We start from the raw sequence: 20457 nt of genomic DNA, 5'->3' as shown, positions 1-20457 counted from the left end.
GTTAACGCAATTTTCACCGTGTTTTTTCATTGGTGGCAGCGCACAAGGGGTGCGGACACAGGGGATCACCATCAATGATAGCGACACGCGTGCGCGAAAAACTGCCGGCCGTAGTGGCCTCGGCGCTCTTCGCCATCTTCGTCATTCTCCACCTCGCGGGCGCGCGCGGTGCGGCCGATACGGCCATCGGCTGGTGGAAGGTCGAACCCTACTGGTTCCGCTTCCTCGATACCGACACGGTGCTCTCGGCGGTGCGCTGCTTCAACGATGGCGTTGATGCCTACGCCGTTAACCCCTGCGATGACCTTGGCCGTGTCTACACCTACTCGCCGCTGTGGATGCGCGCGCTGATGCCCTTCCCGGTCGACAAGGGCTGGATCGCGCCGGCCGGCATGGTGGTCGATCTCGCCTTCCTCGCCAGCCTGTTCCTGCTGCCGGCGATGCGCAGCTGGACGATGGCCATCGTGGTGACATTGGGTGCGGTCTCGACCGCCGCCGTCTTCGCTGTCGAGCGCGGCAACAACGATCTGGTGCTTTTCACGCTCGTGGCCATCACCGCAGCGCTGGCCGCGCGCGGGCCCTTGCTGCGCTATCTCGGCTATTCCGCCGCGTTGCTGGCCGGCCTGCTCAAATACTACCCGCTTGCCGTGATGGCGATCGCGCTGCGCGAAAAGCCGGCCCGGTTCATCGCGGTCACGCTGGCCTCGCTGGCGGTCACGGCCCTGTTCGTGGCTGCCGTCTGGACCGACCTTTGGAAGGCTTTCGGCAATATCCCGGAAGGGTCCTGGTGGCATGACATGTACGGCTCCGAAGTGCTCGGGGGCGGCCTTACCGAACTCTACGGCTGGCCCGCCTGGGCGGAGCCCGCGATCCGCGCAGGTATGAGCCTCTCGGCCCTGGCGCTCGCCACCTGGCTGGCGCTGCAGGCGAAGACCGGCGAGGCGATCGAACGCCTTTCGCGCCGCGAATGGGATTTCCTGCTTGTCGGCGCGCTGATCACGCTGGGCTGCTTTTTCACCGCGCAGAACATCGGCTACCGCTCGCTGCACTTGCTGTTGGCGCTGCCCGGCCTGTTCGTGGCCGCCAAGGTTGGCGGCCTGCGCTTTGCGAGCGCGCCCTATGTGGCGCTGGGCGTGATGTGGGCGATGGCCTGGCGCGGCTATGGCCTCGAGATCGCTCAGGCGGTGACCGGGGGTCAGGCGGAGCTCGCCTTCTTCCTGCTGTGGCTCCTGCGCGAGGCGCTGTGGTGGTGGATTATCGTCACCCTGCTGTCGCTGGTGATCGCTTATGCGCGCAAGGCGCCGATCCTGGGCGCGCTGCCCGGTCTTTCGCGCTTCGCACAGGCTGACGACCGGCAGCCGGCATAAAAAGGGCCGGCGCAAAGGCCGGCCCAGTCGATGCGATACGCCAAAGGGCTCGGGGCCTTACATCCCCTGCGCCTGTGCGGCTTCGACATCTTGCTGGTCGAAAGGGATGATCTTGATTTCGACGCGGCGGTTGAGCGGTTCGTTCACGCCATCGGCGGTCTGAACCTTGAGCTGCGTTTCGCCGAAACCCATCCAGCGGATGCGCGAAGAAGCAACCCCGCGCGAGATGAGGTAGTTCGCAACAGCCTGTGCGCGCTGTTCGGACAGGCGCTGGTTGGTCTCGGCCGAGCCGGTGGTGTCGGTGTGGCCGTACACGTCCACGAGGCTGTTCGGATATTCCGTCAGGCTCGTCGCGACGCGGTCAAGCAGGTCGCGGAAGCCCGGCGAGATCGTGTAGCTGCCGGTCGAGAAGGTGACGCCGTCGGGCAGGTTGACGAGAATGGCTTCCCCGCCGTCGACTTCGGTCACATCCACGCCCGATCCGGCGGTCTGTTCTTTCAGTTCCTTGATCTGCTGGTCCATGCGGTAGCCGACGTAACCGCCGGCCGCTGCGCCGCCCACGGCGCCGATGATGCGTCCGGTCTTGCCGCCGATGACGCCGCCCAGCAGGCCGCCCACGATGGCGCCGCCGGCGCCGCCAAGCACGGTGCGCGAAACCTTGCGCTCACCGGTGTTCGGGTCGGTCACGCAGGCCGAAACGGTCAGCAGCGAGATGGATGCAAGGCTTGCGGTGAGGATACGCGACTTTTTCATAGGTATGTCCCTTTTGTCGGCGCCGACGGGGCAATAGCGGCCCCGGCGCAGCGCACAGTGTCCCGGACGCGCCCACCCGCGTCTCCAAAACACCAACCGTCCAGCGCCCTCACCGTTCCAACTGCTCGGCAGATAAGTTGCGCTACCCACTGGCAGGGGCGGCCATTTGTGCTAGCCAGCGTGGCGTGACACCCTTTCCCTGGACCGACCTGCTGATCATCGCCGGGCTGATCGTCTTGAATGGCGTTTTCGCCATGAGCGAGCTCGCCATCGTCTCCGCCCGCACCGCGCGGCTTCGTGCCGCCGCCCAGAGCGGCAATGGCGGGGCGCGCATTGCGCTCGAGCTGGCGGCGGAACCGGGCAAGTTCCTCTCGACCGTGCAGATCGGCATCACGCTCATCGGTATCATCGCCGGCGCCTATTCGGGCGCGAGCCTGGGCGGGCCGGTGGGCGAACGCCTCGCGGCCCTGGGCGTGCCGGCAAGCTGGGCCCCGCAGGTGGGATTTGCCGCCGTGATCGCGCTCACGACCTACCTCAGTCTCGTGGTCGGCGAACTCGTCCCGAAACAGGTTGCCCTGCGCGCCGCGGCGCCCATCGCCATGGTCATGGCGCGCCCTATGGCGCTGCTGGCCAAGATCGCGGCGCCGCTGGTGTGGCTGCTCGACGCTTCGTCTAGCATCCTCATTCGCCTGCTCGGCGTGCGACCGGCGGGGCAAAGCGCGGTCACGGCGGAAGAGCTGCACATGCTCTTCGCTGAAGCCACGCGTTCCGGGGTGATCGAGCACGAGCAGCACCAGATGCTGCAGGGCGTGGTGCGGTTGGCCCAGCGCCCCGTGCGCGAGCTGATGACGCCGCGAACCGAGGTGGACTGGATCGATATCGAAGCGGATGAGGACGCGATCCGGGCGGTTCTGGACGAAAGCCCGCACTCGCTGCTGCCGGTCGCCGAAGGCTCGCCCGACAAGGTGCTGGGCGTGGTCAAGGTCCGTGAGATCCTGACCAAGTTCGTCGCGAAGGAGCCGATCAATCTTGCCGCATTGATGATCAAGGCCGAGGTCGTGCCCGACCAGCTCGACGCGGTCGATGCGCTGCGCGTGCTCCAGCAGGCCGAAGTCGCCATGGCGATGGTCCATGACGAATACGGCCACCTCGACGGTATCGTGACGCCGGTCGACCTGCTGACCGCGCTGGTGGGCGATTTCGTGAGCGACCAGGATCCGGGCGATGCGCCTGGCCTCGTCGAGCGCGAGGACGGCAGCCTGCTGGTGGCCGGATCGCTCTCAGCCGATGCGCTCGCCGACCGGCTCGACATCGAATACAGCGAAGACCGCGAATTCGGGACCGCAGCCGGCTACGCGCTGCACGTCCTCAAGCGCCTGCCGAGCGAAGGCGATTTCTTCACCGACCAGGGCTGGCGCTTCGAAGTGATCGACATGGACGGCCGCCGGATCGACAAGCTGCTGGTGAGCAGTGAAAGCGCTGTGGTTCAGCTAGAGGACTGAGAACCGAGGCGAAGCCGAGGCAAGGGCGACCGCCCGCCCGCAGCGGGTGCAGCTTGCTGCACGTCTAGCGAGGACGAACCGGCGGATGCCGGTTCGCAAAACAAAAAATCAACCCGGAATAACAGCAGCCGCGCTTGCGCCGTCGCCTTCGGGAGCGGCGATGATGTCGCGGGTCACCGTGCCCTTGGCAACAGTGGCGGTCTCAGGATCGCCCACCGCGCTGCGGATGCCCGGAAGGGCGGTGCCGGCGCGTTCGAGGACGTTCGTTTCCACCGTGCTGCGGGCCTGCGGGCCGCCGAAGAGCGCTTCGAGTGACTGCTGCGCGGCGCTGCCTTCGGCCGGGCGCGGGGCACCGGGCTGCGGGGGTACGAGGTTGAAGTCGGGCGGGACCACCAGCGGCGCCTGGCGCTGCACGGCAAACTCGTCGGGACGGTCGCGGTTGAGCAGGCCGCCGCTGCCACATGCCGCGGTCATGGCGCCGAGGCCGGCAAGAATCGCGAATCTTGGGGCGATACGGGCGAATTTGGTCATCACTTGGTCTCCGCGGCGTCGGCCGCCTTGCTGTTCATGAGGTCATCGACCTCTTGGTCGTCCTTGTCGCGCATGAAGAACGCGCGCGCAAGGATGATGACGACGCCGATGGTGATAGCCGCATCGGCGACGTTGAAAATAAGGAAGGGGCGGAAATCCCCGATATGAAGGTCCGCGAAATCGACAACGTATCCGAGCTCGTAGCGGTCCTTGATGTTGCCCAGCGCCCCGCCGAGGATCAGCGACAGGCCGAGGATATCGCCGAGCAGCTTCTCGCGCAGCATCCAGATGGTCACCACCAGCGCGATGGCAGCGGTCAGCAGCACGAGCCCCCAACGCATCTCCGGGCTGGTCGCCTCAAGCATGCCGAGCGAGACGCCGAAATTGCGGGTGAAGCGCAGGTCGAAGAACGGCAGCAGCTCCATCGAATCGCCAACGCGATCGATGCCGAGCGTCTTCGTGACGTAGCTCTTGCTCCACTGGTCGGCGGCGAAAATCGCCAACGCGACGACGCAGCCGATCAGGCGGTTTTTGAGCACCGGGGTCATTGGGCGGCATCCAGCTGCGCGACGACGGGTTCGCAGCGATCGCACAGATCGCCGTCTTCCTCCACGGAAGGCAGCAGGCGCCAGCAGCGCCCGCACTTGCTTTCGGATGTCCGCGTGACCGTCACCGTGTCGCTATCGCTGCGCGTGACTGACGCGGTGATGAACAGCTCGGCGAGGTCTTCGTCGGAGAAGCCTTCGGGCACCATGCTCGCAGGCACGACCACATCGGCTTCGAGGCCGGACCGGATGGTCTTTTCGCGCCGCAGCGGCTCGATCGCTTCCATCACGTCTTCGCGCAGCGCGCGCAGCTTGCCCCAGCGTTCGCCGTCCGCGCCAACGCCCGGCACAGCCGGCCATTCGAGCAGGTGGACGCTGCCGCCATCGGGATAGCGCGTGCCCCAGACCTCTTCGGCGGTGAACACCAGCACCGGCGCGGCGTAGCGCACCAGCGCGTGGAACAGGATGTCGAGCACCGTGCGATAGGCGTTGCGGCGCACCGAATCCGGCCCGTCGCAATAGAGGCTGTCCTTGCGGATATCGAAGTAGAAGGCCGAGAGGTCTTCGTTGCAGAAATCGACCAGCAGGCGCGTGTAGGTGTTGAAGTCGTAATCCTCGACCGCCTTGCGCAGCTTGCCATCAAGGTCGGCCAGCAGGGCGAGGACATAGACCTCCAGCTCGGGAATTTCGCCGGTATCGCCCATGTCGCCGACAAAACCGTCGAGCGCGCCGAGCAGGTAGCGGAAGGTGTTGCGCAGTTTGCGATACTGGTCGGCAACGCCCTTCAGGATCTCATCGCCGATGCGGTGATCCTCGGTGAAGTCGACGCTCAGCGCCCACAGGCGGATGATGTCCGCGCCGTATTGCTCCATGACCTTGAGCGGATCGATGGTGTTGCCGAGGCTCTTCGACATCTTGCGCCCGTCGCTCGCCATGGTGAAGCCATGCGTCAGGATCTGGTCGTAGGGCGCCCGGCCGCGCGTCGCGCAGCTTTCGAGCAAGCTTGACTGGAACCAGCCACGATGCTGGTCGGAGCCTTCAAGGTAGAGGTCTGCCGGCCAGTGCAGTTCGGGCCAGCGCCCGCTTTCGAGCACGAAGGCGTGGGTGCAGCCCGAATCGAACCAGACGTCGAGAATGTCGGTGACCATCTCGAATTCGGCCGGGTCGTGATCGTCGCCGAGGAAGGCGTTCTTGTTGCCCTCGTTCCAGGCGTCCATGCCCTCTTCGCGCACGGCGGCCACGACGCGGGCGTTGACCTCGGCGTCCTGCAGATAGGTGCCGTCCTGGCGCACGAACAGCGTGATCGGCACGCCCCAGGCGCGCTGGCGGGAGAGCACCCAGTCGGGGCGGCCTTCGACCATCGAGCCGATGCGGTTGCGGCCCTTTTCGGGCACGAAGCGCGTGTCGGCGATGGCCTTGGTGGCGCGCTCGCGCAGGGTGCCGCCGTCGCCGAGGTCCTTGTCCATCGGCACGAACCACTGCGGGGTGCAGCGGAAGATCACCTTGGCTTTCGAGCGCCAGCTGTGCGGGTAGGAGTGCTCGTAATCCGCGCTTGCCGAAAGCAGCGCGCCTGCTTCGCGCAGGTCTTCGCAAATCGGGCCTTCGGGCGAATTGAACGGCTTGTTGATGACGCTGCGGCGGCGCTCGTCATCCCCGCCGAGCCAGCCCCAGTCGTCGCGGTAAAGCCCGCCATTGGTGACGGCAAAGACCGGCTCGATGCCATGCGCCTTGCACAGCTCGAAATCGTCCTCGCCATGGTCGGGCGACATGTGGACGAGGCCGGTGCCGCTGTCGGTGGTGACGAAATCGCCCGGCAGGAAGGGGCGGGGCTTGGCGTAGAACCCGCCGAGGTGGTGCATCGGGTGGCGGGCGACGGTTCCGGCGAGTTCACTGCCGACAATCCGGCGGACCTGATTGAGGGTGACGAGGAGCCGGTTTTCGATCTCCTCAACGAGATTTTTCGCAACCAGCACGCGCTTGGCGGGCAATGGTTCTTCATCATCCGACATCGGAATCGGCCGCATGTCAGCAAGGATATAGGCGACCTCCGGCCCGTAAGCCAAAGCCTGGTTCACCGGGATCGTCCACGGCGTCGTCGTCCAGATCACCGCATGGGCGCCGACCAATTCCTCGATCGGCGATTCCGTGATCTCAAACGCCACGTCGATCTGGGTCGAGGTGATGTCCTCGTATTCGACCTCCGCCTCGGCGAGCGCGGTTTCTTCCACCGGGCTCCACATCACCGGCTTCGAGCCGCGATAGAGATTGCCCGCCTCGGCCAGCTTCATCAGCTCGGCGACGATGATCGCCTCTGAGTCTTTCTGCATGGTGAGGTAGGGATTGTCCCAATCGGCCATCACACCGAGGCGCTTCAATTGCTCGCGCTGCACATCGACCCAGTGCTGGGCGTAGGCGCGGCACTCGTCGCGGAAGGCCTTCACCTCCGCCTCGTCGCGGTTCGCGCCCGAGAGGACCGGCTTGGTTTTCTTCTTCTTGCGGTACTGCTCCTCGACTTTCCATTCGATCGGCAGGCCGTGGCAGTCCCAGCCGGGCACATAGGGCGCGTTTTTGCCGAGCAGGTTCTGCGTGCGGCAGACCATGTCCTTCAGCGTATGGTTGAGCGCATGGCCGATGTGCATGTCGCCATTCGCATACGGCGGGCCATCGTGGAAGATGAAGGTCTCGCGTCCCTTGCGGGCCTCGCGCAGCTGCTCGTAAAGCTTCTCGTCCGCCCAGCGCGCGGCAATGCCCGGCTCCTTGGCAGGCAGGCCGGCTTTCATGGGGAAATCGGTCTTGGGAAGGAAGACCGTGTCTCTGTAATCGCGCTTCTCGGACATAGGCGTTGGCCGCTAACCGAATTGGCGCGCGGTGGAAAGAGTTTCGGTCAGCCCAGAAGCCGCCGCGCCTCGTCGCAATCCTTCTCCATCTGCGCGATCAGCGCCTCGAGCGAATCGAACTTCGCCTCGCCGCGCAGGAATTGGTGGAAGGCCACTTCGATCTCCTGCCCGTAGAGATCGCCCGAGAAATCGAAGAAATAGGGCTCGAGCAGCTCCTTGGGCGGATCGAACTGCGGGCGGATGCCGATATTGGCGGCGCCCTTCAGTTCCTGACCCGTCGAGAGGATGCGGCCCGTGACGGCGTAGATGCCGTATTTGGGGCGCAGGTAGTGCTCGACCGGCAAATTGGCGGTCGGATAGCCTATCTCGCGCCCGCGCTTGTCGCCGTGCTGGACCACGCCGCGAATGGCGAAGGGGCGGGTGAGGAGCCGCGCGGCCTCCTGCGGGTCGCCTTCGCGCAGCGCCTCGCGCACGCGGCTGGACGAAACGGGTTCGCCGCCATCCAGCACCGGCTGCGCGGCGCGCGCCTCGATGCCGATGGACTTGCCGAGCTCGACCAGCTTCTCGAAATTGCCGCCGCGCATCTTGCCGAAGGTGAAATCCTCGCCCGTGACGACACCTGCCACGCCCATGTGCTCGCCCAGCAGCTTGAGGACGAAATCCTCCGCCGTGGTCCCAGCCAGCTCGGCGTCGAAATGGAACACCAGCATCGCGGTGGCGCCGGCGGCGAGATAGAGTTCCTGGCGCTGTTCGAGCGTGGTCAGGCGGAAGGGCGGCGCGTCGGGCTTGAAATGGCGCACGGGATGGGGGTCGAAGGTGGCGATGATCGAGGGGCGGCCTTCCTCGCGCGCCCAGCGGATCGCCTCGCCCGCCACGGCCTGGTGGCCGAGGTGGAAGCCATCGAAATTGCCGAGCGCGATGATCGCGCCGCGCAGGCTTTCGGGCAGCGGCTCGCGGTGATCGAGCCACCTCATTGCGGCACCAGCCCTTGGCTGATCACGCGCAGGGCGTTGCCGCCCATGGCCGCACGAATCTCGTCCTCGGTGAAGCCTTCGTCCATCAGCGCCTGCGTTACCTGCGTCAGTTCCGATGTGTCGAATCGCACCGTCACCGCGCCATCGTAATCGCTGCCGAGCGCCACGTGTTCGATGCCGACAAGGTCGCGTATGTGCTTCATCGCGCGGGCCGCGGCGCGCGGCGAGGTGTCGCACACGGCGCCTTCCCAATAGCCGACGCCAATGATGCCGCCGGTCGCAGCAACGCCGCGAATTTCGTCATCGGTAAGGTTGCGGTTGACCTCGCAGGTCGCCTGCACGCCGCCATGGCTGGAGACCACCGGGCGCGTTGCAAGGCCAAGCACTTCGGCGACGCATTGGTGGCTGCAGTGGGCGATGTCGACGATCATGCCCATACGCTCCATCCGGCGGATGACCTCGATCCCCATGGGCGTGAGGCCGCCTTTCTCCTCGCCATGCATCGACCCGGCGAGCTCGTTGTTGAAGAAGTGGGTGAGGCCCGCCATGCGCATCCCTGCGTCGTAAAGCGTCTGTAGGTTGTCGGGATCGCCTTCGAGGCTTTGCAGCCCTTCGGCGCTGAACAGCGCGCCGACCGGCTTTGGTGTGTCCTTGCGGGCTTCCAGCAGGCGGGCAAGGTCCACAGGCGTCCAGACCTGGTAGATCTCTTGGCGCCCGGTTTCGACCGCGCGTTCCAGCTTCTCGGCATGCCACAGCGAGCGTTCCAGCAGGCTGCCCCAGGTCCGCACCGGCTGCATCTGGCCGATAGCGAGCAGCGTGATGTTGTCCGTGTCGGCGGAGTTGGAATCATAATTCTGCCCGCGCGGGGTCTTGGTCACGCTGGAGAAGATCTGCAGCGCGACATTGCCTTCGCGAAGGCGCGGCAGGTCGACATGGCCGCGGCTCGCCGGTTCGAGCAGGTCGCGCTTCCACAGCAGCGTATCGGCGTGCAGGTCGACGATATCGAGCGTGGCGTGGAGCGCCTTCGCCTCGTCGGACACGGCGATCAGCGGCTCGCCGTCGATGCGGTTCATGTCCCGCTCGGCCATTCCGGGCGCGAAGGTCAAGAAGGCGGCGAGCACGAGGGCAATTACGCCCAGCGCGCCTAAGAGGAGCTTGCGCGTCACGCCGCGCGCTCCAGCGTCACGAAGCTGTAGGCGGGACGGCCATCCTCGGCAGCAAAGTCCTCGCGGCCCACGACCTCCCATTCCGCGCCCAGCGGCTTCATGAAGGTGTCGCCCTCGAAGTCCTCGTGGATCTCGGTCAGCTCGATGCGGTCGGCGTGCTCCATGAACACATCGTAGATCGCCGCGCCGCCGATGACCGCGACGTCGCCGTCTCCAGCCGCAGCGAGCGCTTCCTCGACCGAACCAACGAGCTCGGCGCCGGTCGAATCCCACCGCTCGCGGCGGGTCAGCACGATGTGGCGGCGGCCAGGCAGCAGGCCGGGCAGGCTCTCAAAGGTCTTGCGGCCCATGATCATCGGCTTGCCCATGGTCAGCGCCTTGAAGCGCTTCAGATCGGCCGGAAGGTGCCAGGGAAGCGCGCCGTCCTTGCCGATCGCGCCATTGGCGGCGCGGGCGTAGATGAGAAAGAGGCTCATCGTTCCAGCTTCGTCACATGGCCCATCTTGCGTCCTTCGCGCACTTCGGCCTTGCCGTAATCGTGCAGATGCGTGTCGGGCTGCGAGAGATACTCTTGTGCGTTCTTGATCGCCGCGCCGATGATGTTGGTCATGGTCACGGCCCTGGCGGCGGTGGCGGTGTCGCCCAGCGGCAGGCCGGCAACCGCGCGCATATGGTTCTCGAACTGGCTGGTGAGCGCGCCTTCTATGCTCCAGTGCCCGGAATTGTGCACCCGCGGGGCCATCTCGTTGAAGATCGGGCCTTCGCGCGTGGCAAAGAATTCGAGCGTCAGCACGCCGACATAGCGCAGCGCGTCGGCAACCTGGCGGGCAAGCTCGCGCGCTTCGCCCACCTGGCTTTCGATAAGCTCGCCGGCCGGCAGGCTGGAGGTTGCAAGAATGCCGTCCTCATGCGCGTTGCGGGTGGAATCCCAGAAGCGGATTTCGCCGTCCTGACCGCGCACGAGGATGACCGAAAACTCGGCGTCGAACTCGACGAAGCCTTCGTAGATCAGCGGCACGTCCGGCAGGCGCAGGGCCTGCGCATCGCGCAGCGAGCCGATCCGCCACTGGCCCTTGCCGTCATAGCCGTCGCGCCGGGTCTTGAGGATGCCGGGCGCGCCCAGGCGGTCAACCGCTGCTTCCAGGTCGCTCGGGGAATCGATCCGCGCATAGGCTGCGGGCCGCCCGCCGAGCCCTTCGACGAAACGCTTTTCGTTCAAGCGATCCTGCGCGGTTTCGAGCGCGCGCGGGTGCGGGAAGATGCGTCCCTCGGGCATGGCCGAGGCGGTCGCGACGGGGACGTTCTCGAACTCCCAGGTCACCGCATCGCACCGCGCAGCAAAGGCGGCGAGCGCGGCGCTGTCGTCCCATTTGTTGGTGAAGACGTCGTCGCAGACCTGGCTCACGACATTGTCGCCTTCCGGCGCGAAGGCGATGGTGCGGTAGCCCAGTTCGGCGGCGCTCAGCGCCATCATCCGGCCGAGCTGACCGCCACCCAGGATCCCGATCGTGCCCCCGCGCTTCAGCATCAGTCGACGGGACGCTCGGTCACCGCCGCGCTGCGCGCTGCGCGCCAGTCCTGAAGACGCTGCGAGAGGGCCGGGTCGTGATTGGCGAGGATCGCTGCGGCGAAGAGGCCGGCGTTGGTCGCACCCGCCGTGCCAATGGCCAGCGTACCGACCGGGACACCGGCGGGCATCTGGACGATGGAGAGGAGGCTGTCCTCGCCCGACAGGGCCTTGGACTGCACCGGCACGCCGAGCACGGGCACATGGGTCAGCGCGGCGATCATGCCGGGAAGGTGCGCTGCACCGCCGGCACCGGCGATGATGACTTCGAAGCCAGCCTCGGCCGCGCCCTTGGCGAAATCGTACATGCGGTCGGGCGTGCGGTGGGCGGAAACGATGCGCACATCGGCTTCGACACCCAGTTCCTCGAGCACTTCCGCCGCGCAGGTCATGGTCTCCCAGTCGGACTGGCTCCCCATGACGATGGCAACTTTCGCGCTCATCTTACGAATCCTTCAGATAGTAGCGCTCGCCCGAAACCTGCGTGCCGTCGAACTCGTAGACGATCGGCTGGCCGGTCGGGATTTCGAGGCCGGTGATCTCGTCATCGGAGATGTTCGAAAGGTGCTTCACCAGCGCGCGCAGGGAATTGCCATGGGCGGAGATGATCACCGTTTCCCCCTTGCCGAGCTCGGGCAGGATCGCCTCTTCCCAATAGGGCAGGACGCGTTTGATCGTCAGCTTGAGGCTTTCGGTGCGCGGTACGTCGATCCCGGCGTAGCGCGGGTCGTCCGACAGGTCGAACTCGCTGCCCGGCTCAAGGTCGGGCGGGGGCACGTCGAAGCTGCGGCGCCAGATGTGGACCTGCTCGTCGCCGTGCTTGTCGCGGGTTTCCTGCTTGTTGAGGCCGGTGAGGCCGCCGTAGTGGCGCTCGTTCAAATGCCAGTCGCGGGTTACCGGGATCCACAGGCGATCGCAGGCTTCCAGTGCCAGGTTCAGCGTCTTGATCGCGCGCTTCTGGACGCTGGTGAAGGATACGGTGGGCAGCACGCCCTTGGCCTTCATCAGCTCGCCAGCTTCGCGGGCCTCGGTTTCGCCTTTCTCGGTGAGGTCGACATCCCACCATCCGGTAAAGCGGTTGGCGAGGTTCCACTCGCTCTGGCCGTGGCGCACGAGGATGAGTTTCGACACTGAAGGCTCCCGTAATTCCCCTAGGAGCAAGGCGCGTTAGCCGCCCGCACCGTCCTTGGGAAGGCTTTGCTCGTCCGATTCGCGGATTTCTCGCGCCTGGCCCTTGCGCCGGCGCAGGTTCTCGCGAAGTTTCGCGGCAAGGCGCTCTTCGCGGCTCAATTTGTCGTTTTGGGCGCTCATGGCGCATTCCTTTTGCGAAATTGGCCTGCGCCTGCAAGCTAAGGTTGACTTATCCGCCGTCTCTGCCAATAGCGCGCGCCTCCACCCCATCGGCAATTGCCGACGGGCGGCATGTGCTGCTGTAGCTCAGTGGTAGAGCGCACCCTTGGTAAGGGTGAGGCCGGGAGTTCAATCCTCCCCAGCAGCACCATTTTTCGCAGAAAAATGGATTTCTTGTTTTTCGCACCGACATCCGTCGGCGCGTCCTCGCTATGCGTGCAGCAAGCTGCACCCGCTGCGGGCGGGCGGTCACCCTTGCCGTCCGCTGGTCGCGGACGGTGCTCTTGCGATTGCAGGCTTTTGGCGATGATTTCCGAGCCGAAGGCAAGGCAAGCGCGACTGCGCGCCCGCAGCGATGCGACCTTCAGGTCGCGTGAGCGAGGATAGCCTAAGGCCGCGGATGCGGCCGCCGGCGCCTGAGGCCAAACAAAAAACGAATGCGCGGCACAACCTATGTCGAGCGCTCCGCCTTATCCTTCGCATTCGTGCCCTTGATCATGGCGCGCATGGCTTCCCATTGTTCGTCGCCCATGTCCTTGAGGCCGGCGTAGAAATTGCCGCCATGCGCCTTGAAACCCGCGCCATCGATGGCGATCGTCTCGCCGTTGATCCACTCCGCGCCCGGGCCCATCAGGAACACCGCCAGATTGGCGATTTCGTGCATTTCGCCGTGGCGGCCCATCGGGTTCATGTCGTCGTGCGAATTCCCGCCGCGCCCGCCGGGAGACAGCCGCGCGCTCATGCCGTCGGTGGGGAAGAGGCCGGGCGCGATGGCGTTGAAACGCATGCCGTAGCGGCCCCATTCGACCGCCAGGCTCTGGGTCATGATGTTGAGGCCCGCCTTGCTCATGGCGCTGGGCACCACGAAGGGCCCGCCGTTCCACACCCAAGTGGTGAGGATGGCCAGGAAGTTCGCCTTGCGGCCTTCCTCGATCAGGCGCTTACCCACGTCGAGCGTGACGTAGAAGCTGCCGCGAAAGACGATGTCGCTGATCGCGTTGAAGCCGTTCACCGACAAGTCTTCGGTCCGGCTGATGAAATTGCCGGCCGCGTTGTTGACGACTCCGGTCAGCGGGCCGTGCTCCCAGATCGCATCGACCATCGCGTGGATCGCTTCGGGATCGCGGATGTCGCAGGCGTGGCCGACAATCTTTCCGCCGTGGCGGTCACCCAGTTCCTTCGCCGTCTCGTCGAGCTTGCCCTGTCGCCGCCCGCAGATGTGCACTTCGGCGCCCAGCTTGAGGAAGGCTTCGGCCATTTCCTTGCCGAGCCCGGTCCCGCCGCCGGTCACGAGGATGCGCTCCCCTTCCATCAGCCCGTCGCGGAACATCAGCTTCGAAATATCCATGGCTCTCCCCTGTCTCTCTCGAATCGAAGGCATAGCGCAGGTGGCAGCCGAAACCAGATTGAATCGCCGCGCTGTATTGCCTAGCTAGCACGGTATGGACGACACCGAGGACCTCACGCCGCTCGACCCTGCCTTCAAGTCGATGCTCCGGCTCCAGCTTGCGCTGGTCGGCCTGGTGCTGCTGGTTGCGGCGACCGTTGCAGAGATTGCCATCCCCGGCTGGACTGGCGTGGTCTGGACCCCGGTTCTCCTCGTCGTCGCCTATGCCCTGATCCGCGTCCCGCTGACCCGCTACAACGCGCGCGGCTATTCGCTTGCCGGAGAGCGGCTGCGCGTGGTGCGCGGCGTGTTCTTCCGTTCGGACACGGTGGTGCCCTTCGGCCGCGTCCAGCATATCGATGTCGGGCAGGGACCGCTCGAACGCGCCTTCGGTCTCGCCACGCTTACCGTGCATACCGCCGGGAGCCACAACGCCTCGGTCGCGCTTCCCGGCCTTGCCCATGATGATGCGACGGCTATGCGCGAGGATATCCGTGCGGCCATCCGGCGCGACACGCGGTGAGCGACGCCATCGACACGACCCCGCGCCGGACCGACCCGCGCACCTTTGCCGTTCGCGCGGTGAGCCTGCTGTGGCAGCTTGCCCTCCCGATCGCGATCGCCAGCGTGACCATTCTGGACGAAGGCGATCTGGGCGACATGGTCGTCTATTTCCTGCCGCTGGTCGTGGTGGTGGTGGGGCTCAATATCCTGATCGCCTATTTGCGCTGGACGCGCCTGACCTATGTGGTCGGCGCAGCGGACATTCGGGTCGAAAGCGGCCTTCTGTCCCGCTCGGCACGATCGGTACCCTACGAGCGGATCCAGGATGTCAGCCTCGAGCAGAAACCGATCCCGCGCCTGTTCGGCCTGGTCGAAGTGAAATTCGAGACCGGCTCGGGCGGGGGCGAGGATATCGCGCTTGCATACCTCACCGAAGCCGAAGGCGAACGCCTGCGCGAGCTTGCGCGCAGCCGCCGCGATGGCGCGGTCGACAGCGCTGAGGGTACTGCCGGCGCGATTGGCGATGCCGAGGGTGATCCGCCACCAGAGGGGCGTGTCCTGCATACCATGTCGCCGCGCCGTGTTGTCACCTTCGGCCTGTTCGAATTCTCGCTCGCCGTGGTGGCGGTGGTCGCCGGCTTCGCGCAGCAGTTCGAATTCCTCCTGCCGTTCGAAATCTGGGACTGGAGATCCTGGCGCGACCAGCTTTCCGGCCCGGGCCAGTGGCTCGCGGGGCTCGGCTTCCTTGCGCAGATCATCGGCGGCGTGCTTGCGGTCTCCTCGCTCCTGCTGGTCGGAGTCGTGACCGGCGTTGTGCGCACGGTCCTTCGCGAATGGAACTTCCGGCTGGAGCGCACCGACAAGGGCCTGCGCCGCCGCAGGGGCTTGCTGACGCGCACCGATCTCGTGATGCCGGTGCACAGGGTGCAGGCCTTGCGGCTGGGGACAGGTGTCGTGCGGCGCCTGTTCGGCTGGCACTCGCTGAAGCTCGTCAGCCTGGCGAGCGACAGCGGCTCGTCCAACCACGAGGCCATGCCCTTCGCCCAGATGGACGAGATCACGCCGGTGGTTGCGGAAACGGGCTTTCACCTGCCGCCCCAAACCATCGAATGGCGGCGCTCCTCGGGACGCTACCGTTTCGATGAGTTCCTGTTTGCCATGGCGCTGATGATCGCGATTGCTGCAATCCTTGTCGCTGCCGACCGGGCCATCTACGCGCTCATCCCGTTGCTGGGCGGCGGGGCGGTCTTTGGCCTGCATGAGTACCTGCGTTGGCGCTGGGACCGGCACGCCCTGGGCGAACGGCAGCTCTATACCAAACACGGCTGGTTCGCCCCGCAGCTTGCGATCGGTTCGCGCGAGAAGCTGCAATCGGTCGAGATCGTGCGCAACCCGCTGGCGCGCCTGCGCGGCTATGCCGATATCCATTTCGGGCTGGCCGGGGGGCGCCTGCGAATGAAGGGTATTCCCCTGGACGAAGCGCGCCGTATCCGTGATGCCGTGGCGCAGAGCATGTCCGCGCAGGACTTCTCCGAGGTCGTCGAGGGCGAGCCGGCAAACGCCTAGGCGCGCAAATCCTCCCATTCGGGATGCCGCTCGAACTGCTTGGCTACGTAGGAGCAGGTCGGGACGATGGCGAAGCCTTCGCGCCGCGCGTCGCGGATCAGCGCATCGACCAGCTTGCCGGCAATGCCGCGCCCGCGCATCTCGGGCGGAACGATGGTATGCTCGGCATCGCGGGCCTCGCCGCGCAGCGTCCAGGTGAGCTTGCCCGCGTGGGAGCCATCCTCTGTCTGGGCAATATACTCGCCGTGCGTGACGCGGTCGCGCCGGATGATTTCAATGTCGTCGGTTTTCATTTTCCGAAAGTTTCCTTTCTGGGCAAGCAACGCGCATCTGGCTAAGGGCGTTCCGATGCAATTCCTTTCCGACAATGCGGCCTCGGTCCACCCCGCGATCTGGGAGGCTCTCAGGGCCGCCGATTCGCCCGATTCGCCCTATGACGGCGATGCGCTGAGCGCGGGGCTCGACGAACGCTTTGCCGAGCTGTTCGGCCGACCCTGCGCGGTGCTGTGGGTCGCCACCGGAACGGCGGCCAACTGCCTGGCGCTCGCCAGCATGGTGCCGCCGCACGGGGGCGTCGTATGCCACGAGGAAGCGCATATCGAGGTCGACGAAGGCGGGGCCCCCGGCTTCTATCTCCACGGCGCAAAGCTCATGCTGGCCTCGGGCGAGGGGGCGAAGCTCACCCCGGACGCTATCCGCGCGGTCATCGATCCGATCCGCGACGATGTGCACCAGGTTCAGCCGCATGCCATCTCGATCACACAGGCGAGCGAGTACGGGCGCAGCTACCTGCCTTCCGAAATTGCCGCCATCAGCGACCTCGCCCGCGAGCGCGGCCTGGGCCTGCATATGGACGGCGCGCGGTTTGCCAACGCGGTGGCCTTCCTTGGGTGTTCACCGAGCGAGGCGACCGGCGACGTCGATGCGCTAAGCTTCGGCTTTATCAAGAACGGGGGGCTCGGCGCGGAAGCGATCGTGTTCTTCGACACCGGGCTTGCCGATGTCGCGCGCTATCGCCGCAAGCGCGCAGGGCACCTCCAATCGAAGGGCCGTTTCATGGCGGCCCAGCTCCACGCCATGCTCGATGGCGATGTCTGGCTGGCGAACGCGCGGCACGCCAATGGCGCTGCACAGGAGATCGCCGATGCGGCGAGCGAAAGGCTGATGCACCCGGTCGAGGCGAACGAGCTGTTCGTGCGCTGCACCCCCGCCGAGCGCGAGGCCCTGCGAGGCCAGGGCTTTGCCTTCTACGACTGGGGCGAGGACGCGGCGCGCTTCGTCACCGCCTGGAACACGCGTGACGAAGACGCGCGGGCCCTTGCCAAGGCGATTGCCGCCCTATGAGCAGCGCCAGCGAGGCGGAAAGCCTCTTCACCCCGCGCAATTTCGCCGCTTTCCTGCTGGTCAGCCTGATCTGGGGCGGGACCTGGCTGGTCATCCGCGACCAGATTTCGTCCGTGCCGCCCAGCTGGTCGATCACCTACCGCTTCATCGTCGCCGCGCTCGGCATGTTCGCGCTCGCCGCGCTGCGCCGAGAGCCGCTGACGCTGGTTTCGGGCGGGGTGCGCTGGGCGCTGCTGCTGGGCCTGTTCCAGTTCACGCTCAATTTCGGCTTCGTCTACAACGCCGAGCGCTTCATCACCTCGGGCCTCGTCGCGGTGATGTTTGCCCTGCTGGTGGTGCCCAACGCGATTTTCGGGCGCTTCTTGCTCAAGCAGCCGATAACCGGCCCCTTCGTGCTCGGCTCGGCCATCGCCGCAGTGGGTGTCGCGCTGCTGTTCGCGCACGAATACCGCTCCTCACCCGCAACGCTGGAGGAAGTGCTGCTCGGCGCCTCGCTGACCGTGGGAGGTATCCTTTCGGCCAGCGCTGCCAACATAACGCAGGCGATGGAGGGCGCGAAGAAGCAGCCATTCCTTGCGCTTCTGGCGTGGTCGATGACGGTCGGTGTGCTGATCAACACCGCTTATGCACTGGTCGTGGAAGGCCCGCCGACCTTCGATCCGCGACCATCCTACGCGCTCGGCATCCTGTTCCTCGGCCTAGCCGGATCGGTGATTACCTTCCCGCTCTACTATGGCCTGGTGCGCAAGGTCGGGGCGGGGCAGGCGGCCTACAGCTCGGTCATCGTGCCGGTCGTGGCCATGATTCTCTCGACCCTGTTCGAAGGCTTTACCTGGGGGCCGCTGCCGGCGGCGGGCGCGGTCATCACGCTGTTCGGGATGGTCGTTGCCATGCGCGGGCGGGCAAGCGCGCCGCCACGGCGTGCAACTCCGGAGCCCTAGGCCGCCGCGCTAGCCCCAAGCAGGTTGGCGAGCCCTTCGCGATAGGTCGGATATTGCGGCTCCCAGCCCAGCACGCGCTTAGCCTTGCCGTTCGCGACGCGGCGGTTCTCCGCGTAGAAGCCGCGCGCCATGGGTGACAGGTCGGCTTCCTCCAGCGTCTGCAAGGGTGGGGGTGCGACGCCGAGCAGGCGGCAGGCTTCCTCGATCACCGAATTCTGGCTGCTCGGTAGGTCGTCGGCGAGGTTGTAGGCACCCGCCGGTGCGTCCGTCTCGATCGCGGCGACGACGCCTGCGACGATGTCCTCCACATGCACCCGGCTGAAGACCTGACCCGGCAGGTCGATCCGGCGCGCCTTGCCCGTTTCCACACGGTCCAGAGCGCTGCGTCCGGGGCCATAGATGCCGGGCAGGCGAAAGGCCCGTGCGCCCAGCGCCAGCCAGCGCGCGTCGCTTTCGCTGCGCGCCGTTCGGCGGCCGGTCCCGGTGGGCGCGCTTTCGTCCACCCAGGCGCCCGCGGCATCGCCATAGACGCCGGTGGAGGACAGGTAGCCGAGCCATGCCCCGCCCAGCGCTTCGCCATAGCGGCCCAGGACGGGGTCGCTGCCATCTGCCGGTGGAACGGAGCTGACGATATGGGTCGCGGCGGCAATCGCTTCATGGACGGCTTGCGTGTCGTCGAACGCCATCGTGCCCGCGCTGCCGGTGGAATCGACGTGCCAGCCGCGCTTGGCCATCGCGTCGGCGAGGCGCGAGGCGGTGTAGCCGAGGCCAAAGATCAGCAGGCGGCTCATTCGCTCTCCAGATAGCCCTCTTCGGGAACGACCATCTGGGGGTCCTCCACATTATCGGCTTTCCACTGCATCGCCATGCGCACGCGCGTCGCGCCGCTGGGGTGGTCGAAGAAGACCATCTCTTCAAGCGCGCCGGGTTCGATCTTGCGGTACTCGGACAGCCGCATGGCGACCTTGGCGAAACCATCGGGTTCACGCGCGGCGTCGAGACCGAATGCGTCCGCTTCGCTTTCGGCCCAGCGGATCAGCGAATTGGTGGCCGGCGTCATCAGGAGCATCCATACGCTGAGGCAAATAGACAGCACCGGGAGTGATGCAGGGTCGCCAATCTCGCGCACGCCCCAGCGTTCGCCAAAGCGGCGGATCAGGGCCGGCGCCACGCGGCTGGTGACGAACAGGCCAAGGCCGAGCAGGAACAGGAAGATGCCGAGGATCCACCAGGTGTGGCTCAGCTTGTAGTGCCCCATCTCGTGGCCCATCACCGCGATGATCTCCTCCTCGCTGGTGCGTTCGAGCAGGTTGTCGTTGAGCGAGATGCGGATCGTCGGGCCGAGCCCCGAGACATTGGCCGAGATGCGCTTGTGCTGCTTGGACTGGTCGAAGACGTAGATGTTCTCGGCCGGGATATCGTATTGGGCTGCGACCGCTTCGATCCTGTCGCGCAGCGGCCCCTCCTCCAGCTCGGTGTATTCGTTGAACATGGGGGCGATGAACACCGGGCCGAGGACCATGCCGACGAGCATGAAGAGGCCCAGCACGCCCGTGCCCCACAGCCACCAGCTGCGCGGAGCGCGGCGGATCAGCGCGTAAATCGCCATGACCACCAGCGGTGCCATCACGAGCGCGATCAGGAGGCCGATCGTTTCCTCGGTGAACCAGGCGGAGAAGCTCTGGTCGAGCAGGTCATACTGCTTCTCGCGCCAGTAGCCGGTGTAGATTTCCCAGGGCAGGGTCACCACCCAGCCGAACAGGAGATAGAAGAACGCGGTGATCGCGGCGACCACCGGGAAGCGCTTGCTGACCCGCTCGCCGAGGTTGCGGAAGGCGTGCGCAAGGCGAAACCGCAGCAGCAGCCAGTCGGCAAGAACCGCGATGAGGGTGCCCCACACGGGGATCCAGTAGCCCCCTTCGAAGTAGGCATCCGATTGCGCGCGCGCCGGCCCCTGGAGCGTATCCAGATAGGCGCGCGTCGCGGCCTCAACGTCGAAGCCGCCCGAGGCGGCGGCAAGCAGGTCCAGCATCTGTGTTCTCCCGTCGGCAGTGTCGCTGGGGCAGCCACCCCCTTGCTGTCAATCGCCCTGCACGTCCGGCCCGATGAGTGAACGCAATCCC

At 66.0% G+C, this 20457-nt stretch carries 21 protein-coding genes and 1 tRNA gene; 7 read left to right on the top strand and 15 right to left on the bottom strand.

The window, feature by feature from the left end; all coding sequences use genetic code 11:
* Positions 1-74: 74 nt before the first annotated feature.
* Entirely contained in the window at positions 75-1367 is a 1293-nt protein-coding gene (locus tag KUV82_RS00455) for a hypothetical protein (protein WP_219954956.1), read from the top strand.
* 57 nt (positions 1368-1424) lie between these two features.
* Here KUV82_RS00455 and KUV82_RS00450 read toward each other — a convergent pair whose 3' ends face one another.
* Positions 1425-2120 (bottom strand): OmpA family protein, encoded by a 696-nt coding sequence (locus tag KUV82_RS00450; RefSeq protein WP_219954955.1) that lies wholly within the window; start codon positions 2118-2120, stop codon positions 1425-1427.
* Positions 2121-2305: 185 nt separating this feature from the next.
* On the opposite strand from KUV82_RS00450, the gene KUV82_RS00445 reads away from it, so the two are divergent.
* Positions 2306-3622, top strand: a complete 1317-nt coding sequence (locus tag KUV82_RS00445; RefSeq protein ID WP_219954954.1) for a hemolysin family protein — start codon at positions 2306-2308, stop codon at positions 3620-3622.
* Positions 3623-3730: 108 nt separating this feature from the next.
* Here the strand turns inward: KUV82_RS00445 and KUV82_RS00440 are convergent, their stop codons facing one another.
* The 10 genes from KUV82_RS00440 to KUV82_RS00395 are packed head-to-tail and all read right to left on the bottom strand — an operon-like array spanning position 3731 to position 12553.
* A complete protein-coding gene (locus KUV82_RS00440) occupies positions 3731-4153 on the bottom strand; it encodes a DUF3035 domain-containing protein (protein ID WP_219954953.1) in 423 nt (140 codons plus the stop codon).
* A complete protein-coding gene (lspA, locus tag KUV82_RS00435) occupies positions 4153-4701 on the bottom strand; it encodes a signal peptidase II (protein ID WP_219954952.1) in 549 nt (182 codons plus the stop codon). Before lspA ends, KUV82_RS00440 begins: the two co-directional genes overlap by 1 nt.
* The gene (ileS, locus tag KUV82_RS00430; protein ID WP_219954951.1) at positions 4698-7535 is read right to left on the bottom strand and encodes an isoleucine--tRNA ligase; all 2838 of its coding nucleotides are present in this window, start codon (positions 7533-7535) and stop codon (positions 4698-4700) included. Before ileS ends, lspA begins: the two co-directional genes overlap by 4 nt.
* Positions 7536-7582: 47 nt before the next feature.
* Positions 7583-8509 (bottom strand): bifunctional riboflavin kinase/FAD synthetase, encoded by a 927-nt coding sequence (locus KUV82_RS00425; protein ID WP_219954950.1) that lies wholly within the window; start codon positions 8507-8509, stop codon positions 7583-7585.
* On the bottom strand, positions 8506-9675 hold the full coding sequence (locus KUV82_RS00420; RefSeq protein ID WP_258319785.1) for a dipeptidase: 1170 nt from the start codon (positions 9673-9675) through the stop codon (positions 8506-8508). Before KUV82_RS00420 ends, KUV82_RS00425 begins: the two co-directional genes overlap by 4 nt.
* Positions 9672-10151: a dihydrofolate reductase gene (locus KUV82_RS00415; protein WP_219954948.1), complete on the bottom strand. Its 480-nt coding sequence runs from the start codon at positions 10149-10151 to the stop codon at positions 9672-9674. The genes KUV82_RS00420 and KUV82_RS00415 overlap by 4 nt, the downstream gene beginning before the upstream one ends.
* Complete coding sequence (locus KUV82_RS00410) at positions 10148-11203, bottom strand: 5-(carboxyamino)imidazole ribonucleotide synthase (RefSeq protein WP_219954947.1); 1056 nt, start codon at positions 11201-11203, stop codon at positions 10148-10150. Before KUV82_RS00410 ends, KUV82_RS00415 begins: the two co-directional genes overlap by 4 nt.
* Positions 11203-11685 carry a 5-(carboxyamino)imidazole ribonucleotide mutase gene (gene purE / locus KUV82_RS00405; RefSeq protein WP_219954946.1) on the bottom strand — a complete coding sequence of 161 codons (483 nt, stop codon included), beginning with the start codon at positions 11683-11685 and terminating at the stop codon, positions 11203-11205. Before purE ends, KUV82_RS00410 begins: the two co-directional genes overlap by 1 nt.
* Before the next feature lies 1 nt (position 11686).
* Positions 11687-12373 carry a 2,3-diphosphoglycerate-dependent phosphoglycerate mutase gene (gpmA, locus tag KUV82_RS00400; RefSeq protein ID WP_219954945.1) on the bottom strand — a complete coding sequence of 229 codons (687 nt, stop codon included), beginning with the start codon at positions 12371-12373 and terminating at the stop codon, positions 11687-11689.
* A gap of 36 nt (positions 12374-12409) precedes the next feature.
* Entirely contained in the window at positions 12410-12553 is a 144-nt protein-coding gene (locus KUV82_RS00395) for a hypothetical protein (protein ID WP_219954944.1), read from the bottom strand.
* Positions 12554-12668: 115 nt separating this feature from the next.
* Here KUV82_RS00395 and KUV82_RS00390 point away from each other — a divergent pair.
* Positions 12669-12743 (top strand) — tRNA-Thr (locus tag KUV82_RS00390).
* A 300-nt stretch (positions 12744-13043) separates the two neighbouring features.
* Here the strand turns inward: KUV82_RS00390 and KUV82_RS00385 are convergent.
* Positions 13044-13940, bottom strand: coding sequence for an SDR family oxidoreductase (locus tag KUV82_RS00385; protein WP_219954943.1), 897 nt, complete (start codon positions 13938-13940; stop codon positions 13044-13046).
* A gap of 94 nt (positions 13941-14034) precedes the next feature.
* Here KUV82_RS00385 and KUV82_RS00380 point away from each other — a divergent pair, with 94 nt between their 5' ends.
* Positions 14035-14502 carry a PH domain-containing protein gene (locus KUV82_RS00380; RefSeq protein WP_219954942.1) on the top strand — a complete coding sequence of 156 codons (468 nt, stop codon included), beginning with the start codon at positions 14035-14037 and terminating at the stop codon, positions 14500-14502.
* Positions 14499-16049, top strand: a complete 1551-nt coding sequence (locus KUV82_RS00375; protein ID WP_258319784.1) for a PH domain-containing protein — start codon at positions 14499-14501, stop codon at positions 16047-16049. The genes KUV82_RS00380 and KUV82_RS00375 overlap by 4 nt, the downstream gene beginning before the upstream one ends.
* Here the strand turns inward: KUV82_RS00375 and KUV82_RS00370 are convergent.
* Positions 16046-16342 (bottom strand): GNAT family N-acetyltransferase, encoded by a 297-nt coding sequence (locus KUV82_RS00370; RefSeq protein ID WP_219954941.1) that lies wholly within the window; start codon positions 16340-16342, stop codon positions 16046-16048. The two genes, KUV82_RS00375 and KUV82_RS00370, sit on opposite strands and share 4 nt — an antisense overlap.
* Before the next feature lie 55 nt (positions 16343-16397).
* Here KUV82_RS00370 and KUV82_RS00365 point away from each other — a divergent pair, with 55 nt between their 5' ends.
* Both KUV82_RS00365 and KUV82_RS00360 read left to right on the top strand, forming a co-directional pair.
* On the top strand, positions 16398-17393 hold the full coding sequence (locus tag KUV82_RS00365; RefSeq protein WP_219954940.1) for a threonine aldolase family protein: 996 nt from the start codon (positions 16398-16400) through the stop codon (positions 17391-17393).
* Positions 17390-18334: a DMT family transporter gene (locus KUV82_RS00360; RefSeq protein ID WP_219954939.1), complete on the top strand. Its 945-nt coding sequence runs from the start codon at positions 17390-17392 to the stop codon at positions 18332-18334. Before KUV82_RS00365 ends, KUV82_RS00360 begins: the two co-directional genes overlap by 4 nt.
* Here KUV82_RS00360 and KUV82_RS00355 read toward each other — a convergent pair.
* Together KUV82_RS00355 and KUV82_RS00350 are read right to left on the bottom strand one after the other, a co-directional pair.
* Positions 18331-19125, bottom strand: coding sequence for an SDR family NAD(P)-dependent oxidoreductase (locus tag KUV82_RS00355; RefSeq protein WP_219954938.1), 795 nt, complete (start codon positions 19123-19125; stop codon positions 18331-18333). The two genes, KUV82_RS00360 and KUV82_RS00355, sit on opposite strands and share 4 nt — an antisense overlap.
* On the bottom strand, positions 19122-20366 hold the full coding sequence (locus tag KUV82_RS00350; RefSeq protein ID WP_219954937.1) for a M48 family metallopeptidase: 1245 nt from the start codon (positions 20364-20366) through the stop codon (positions 19122-19124). Before KUV82_RS00350 ends, KUV82_RS00355 begins: the two co-directional genes overlap by 4 nt.
* Positions 20367-20457: the final 91 nt, after the last annotated feature.

Source organism: Qipengyuania flava (assembly GCF_019448255.1).
In the GTDB taxonomy this organism is placed as follows: Bacteria; Pseudomonadota; Alphaproteobacteria; order Sphingomonadales; family Sphingomonadaceae; genus Qipengyuania; species Qipengyuania flava_A.
The sequence above is the reverse complement of the archived record's forward strand: the minus strand, read 5'-3'. Positions and strand labels throughout refer to the sequence as shown.

Coding starts and splice junctions, on each gene's coding strand:
- KUV82_RS00455 (WP_219954956.1), top strand. CDS start 75: ATGATAGCGACACGCGTGCGCGAAAAACTGCCGGCCGTAGTGGCCTCG.
- KUV82_RS00450 (WP_219954955.1), bottom strand. CDS start 2,120: ATGAAAAAGTCGCGTATCCTCACCGCAAGCCTTGCATCCATCTCGCTG.
- KUV82_RS00440 (WP_219954953.1), bottom strand. CDS start 4,153: ATGACCAAATTCGCCCGTATCGCCCCAAGATTCGCGATTCTTGCCGGC.
- lspA (WP_219954952.1), bottom strand. CDS start 4,701: ATGACCCCGGTGCTCAAAAACCGCCTGATCGGCTGCGTCGTCGCGTTG.
- ileS (WP_219954951.1), bottom strand. CDS start 7,535: ATGTCCGAGAAGCGCGATTACAGAGACACGGTCTTCCTTCCCAAGACC.
- KUV82_RS00425 (WP_219954950.1), bottom strand. CDS start 8,509: ATGAGGTGGCTCGATCACCGCGAGCCGCTGCCCGAAAGCCTGCGCGGC.
- KUV82_RS00415 (WP_219954948.1), bottom strand. CDS start 10,151: ATGAGCCTCTTTCTCATCTACGCCCGCGCCGCCAATGGCGCGATCGGC.
- KUV82_RS00410 (WP_219954947.1), bottom strand. CDS start 11,203: ATGCTGAAGCGCGGGGGCACGATCGGGATCCTGGGTGGCGGTCAGCTC.
- purE (WP_219954946.1), bottom strand. CDS start 11,685: ATGAGCGCGAAAGTTGCCATCGTCATGGGGAGCCAGTCCGACTGGGAG.
- KUV82_RS00395 (WP_219954944.1), bottom strand. CDS start 12,553: ATGAGCGCCCAAAACGACAAATTGAGCCGCGAAGAGCGCCTTGCCGCG.
- KUV82_RS00385 (WP_219954943.1), bottom strand. CDS start 13,940: ATGGATATTTCGAAGCTGATGTTCCGCGACGGGCTGATGGAAGGGGAG.
- KUV82_RS00380 (WP_219954942.1), top strand. CDS start 14,035: ATGGACGACACCGAGGACCTCACGCCGCTCGACCCTGCCTTCAAGTCG.
- KUV82_RS00370 (WP_219954941.1), bottom strand. CDS start 16,342: ATGAAAACCGACGACATTGAAATCATCCGGCGCGACCGCGTCACGCAC.
- KUV82_RS00365 (WP_219954940.1), top strand. CDS start 16,398: ATGCAATTCCTTTCCGACAATGCGGCCTCGGTCCACCCCGCGATCTGG.
- KUV82_RS00360 (WP_219954939.1), top strand. CDS start 17,390: ATGAGCAGCGCCAGCGAGGCGGAAAGCCTCTTCACCCCGCGCAATTTC.
- KUV82_RS00355 (WP_219954938.1), bottom strand. CDS start 19,125: ATGAGCCGCCTGCTGATCTTTGGCCTCGGCTACACCGCCTCGCGCCTC.
- KUV82_RS00350 (WP_219954937.1), bottom strand. CDS start 20,366: ATGCTGGACCTGCTTGCCGCCGCCTCGGGCGGCTTCGACGTTGAGGCC.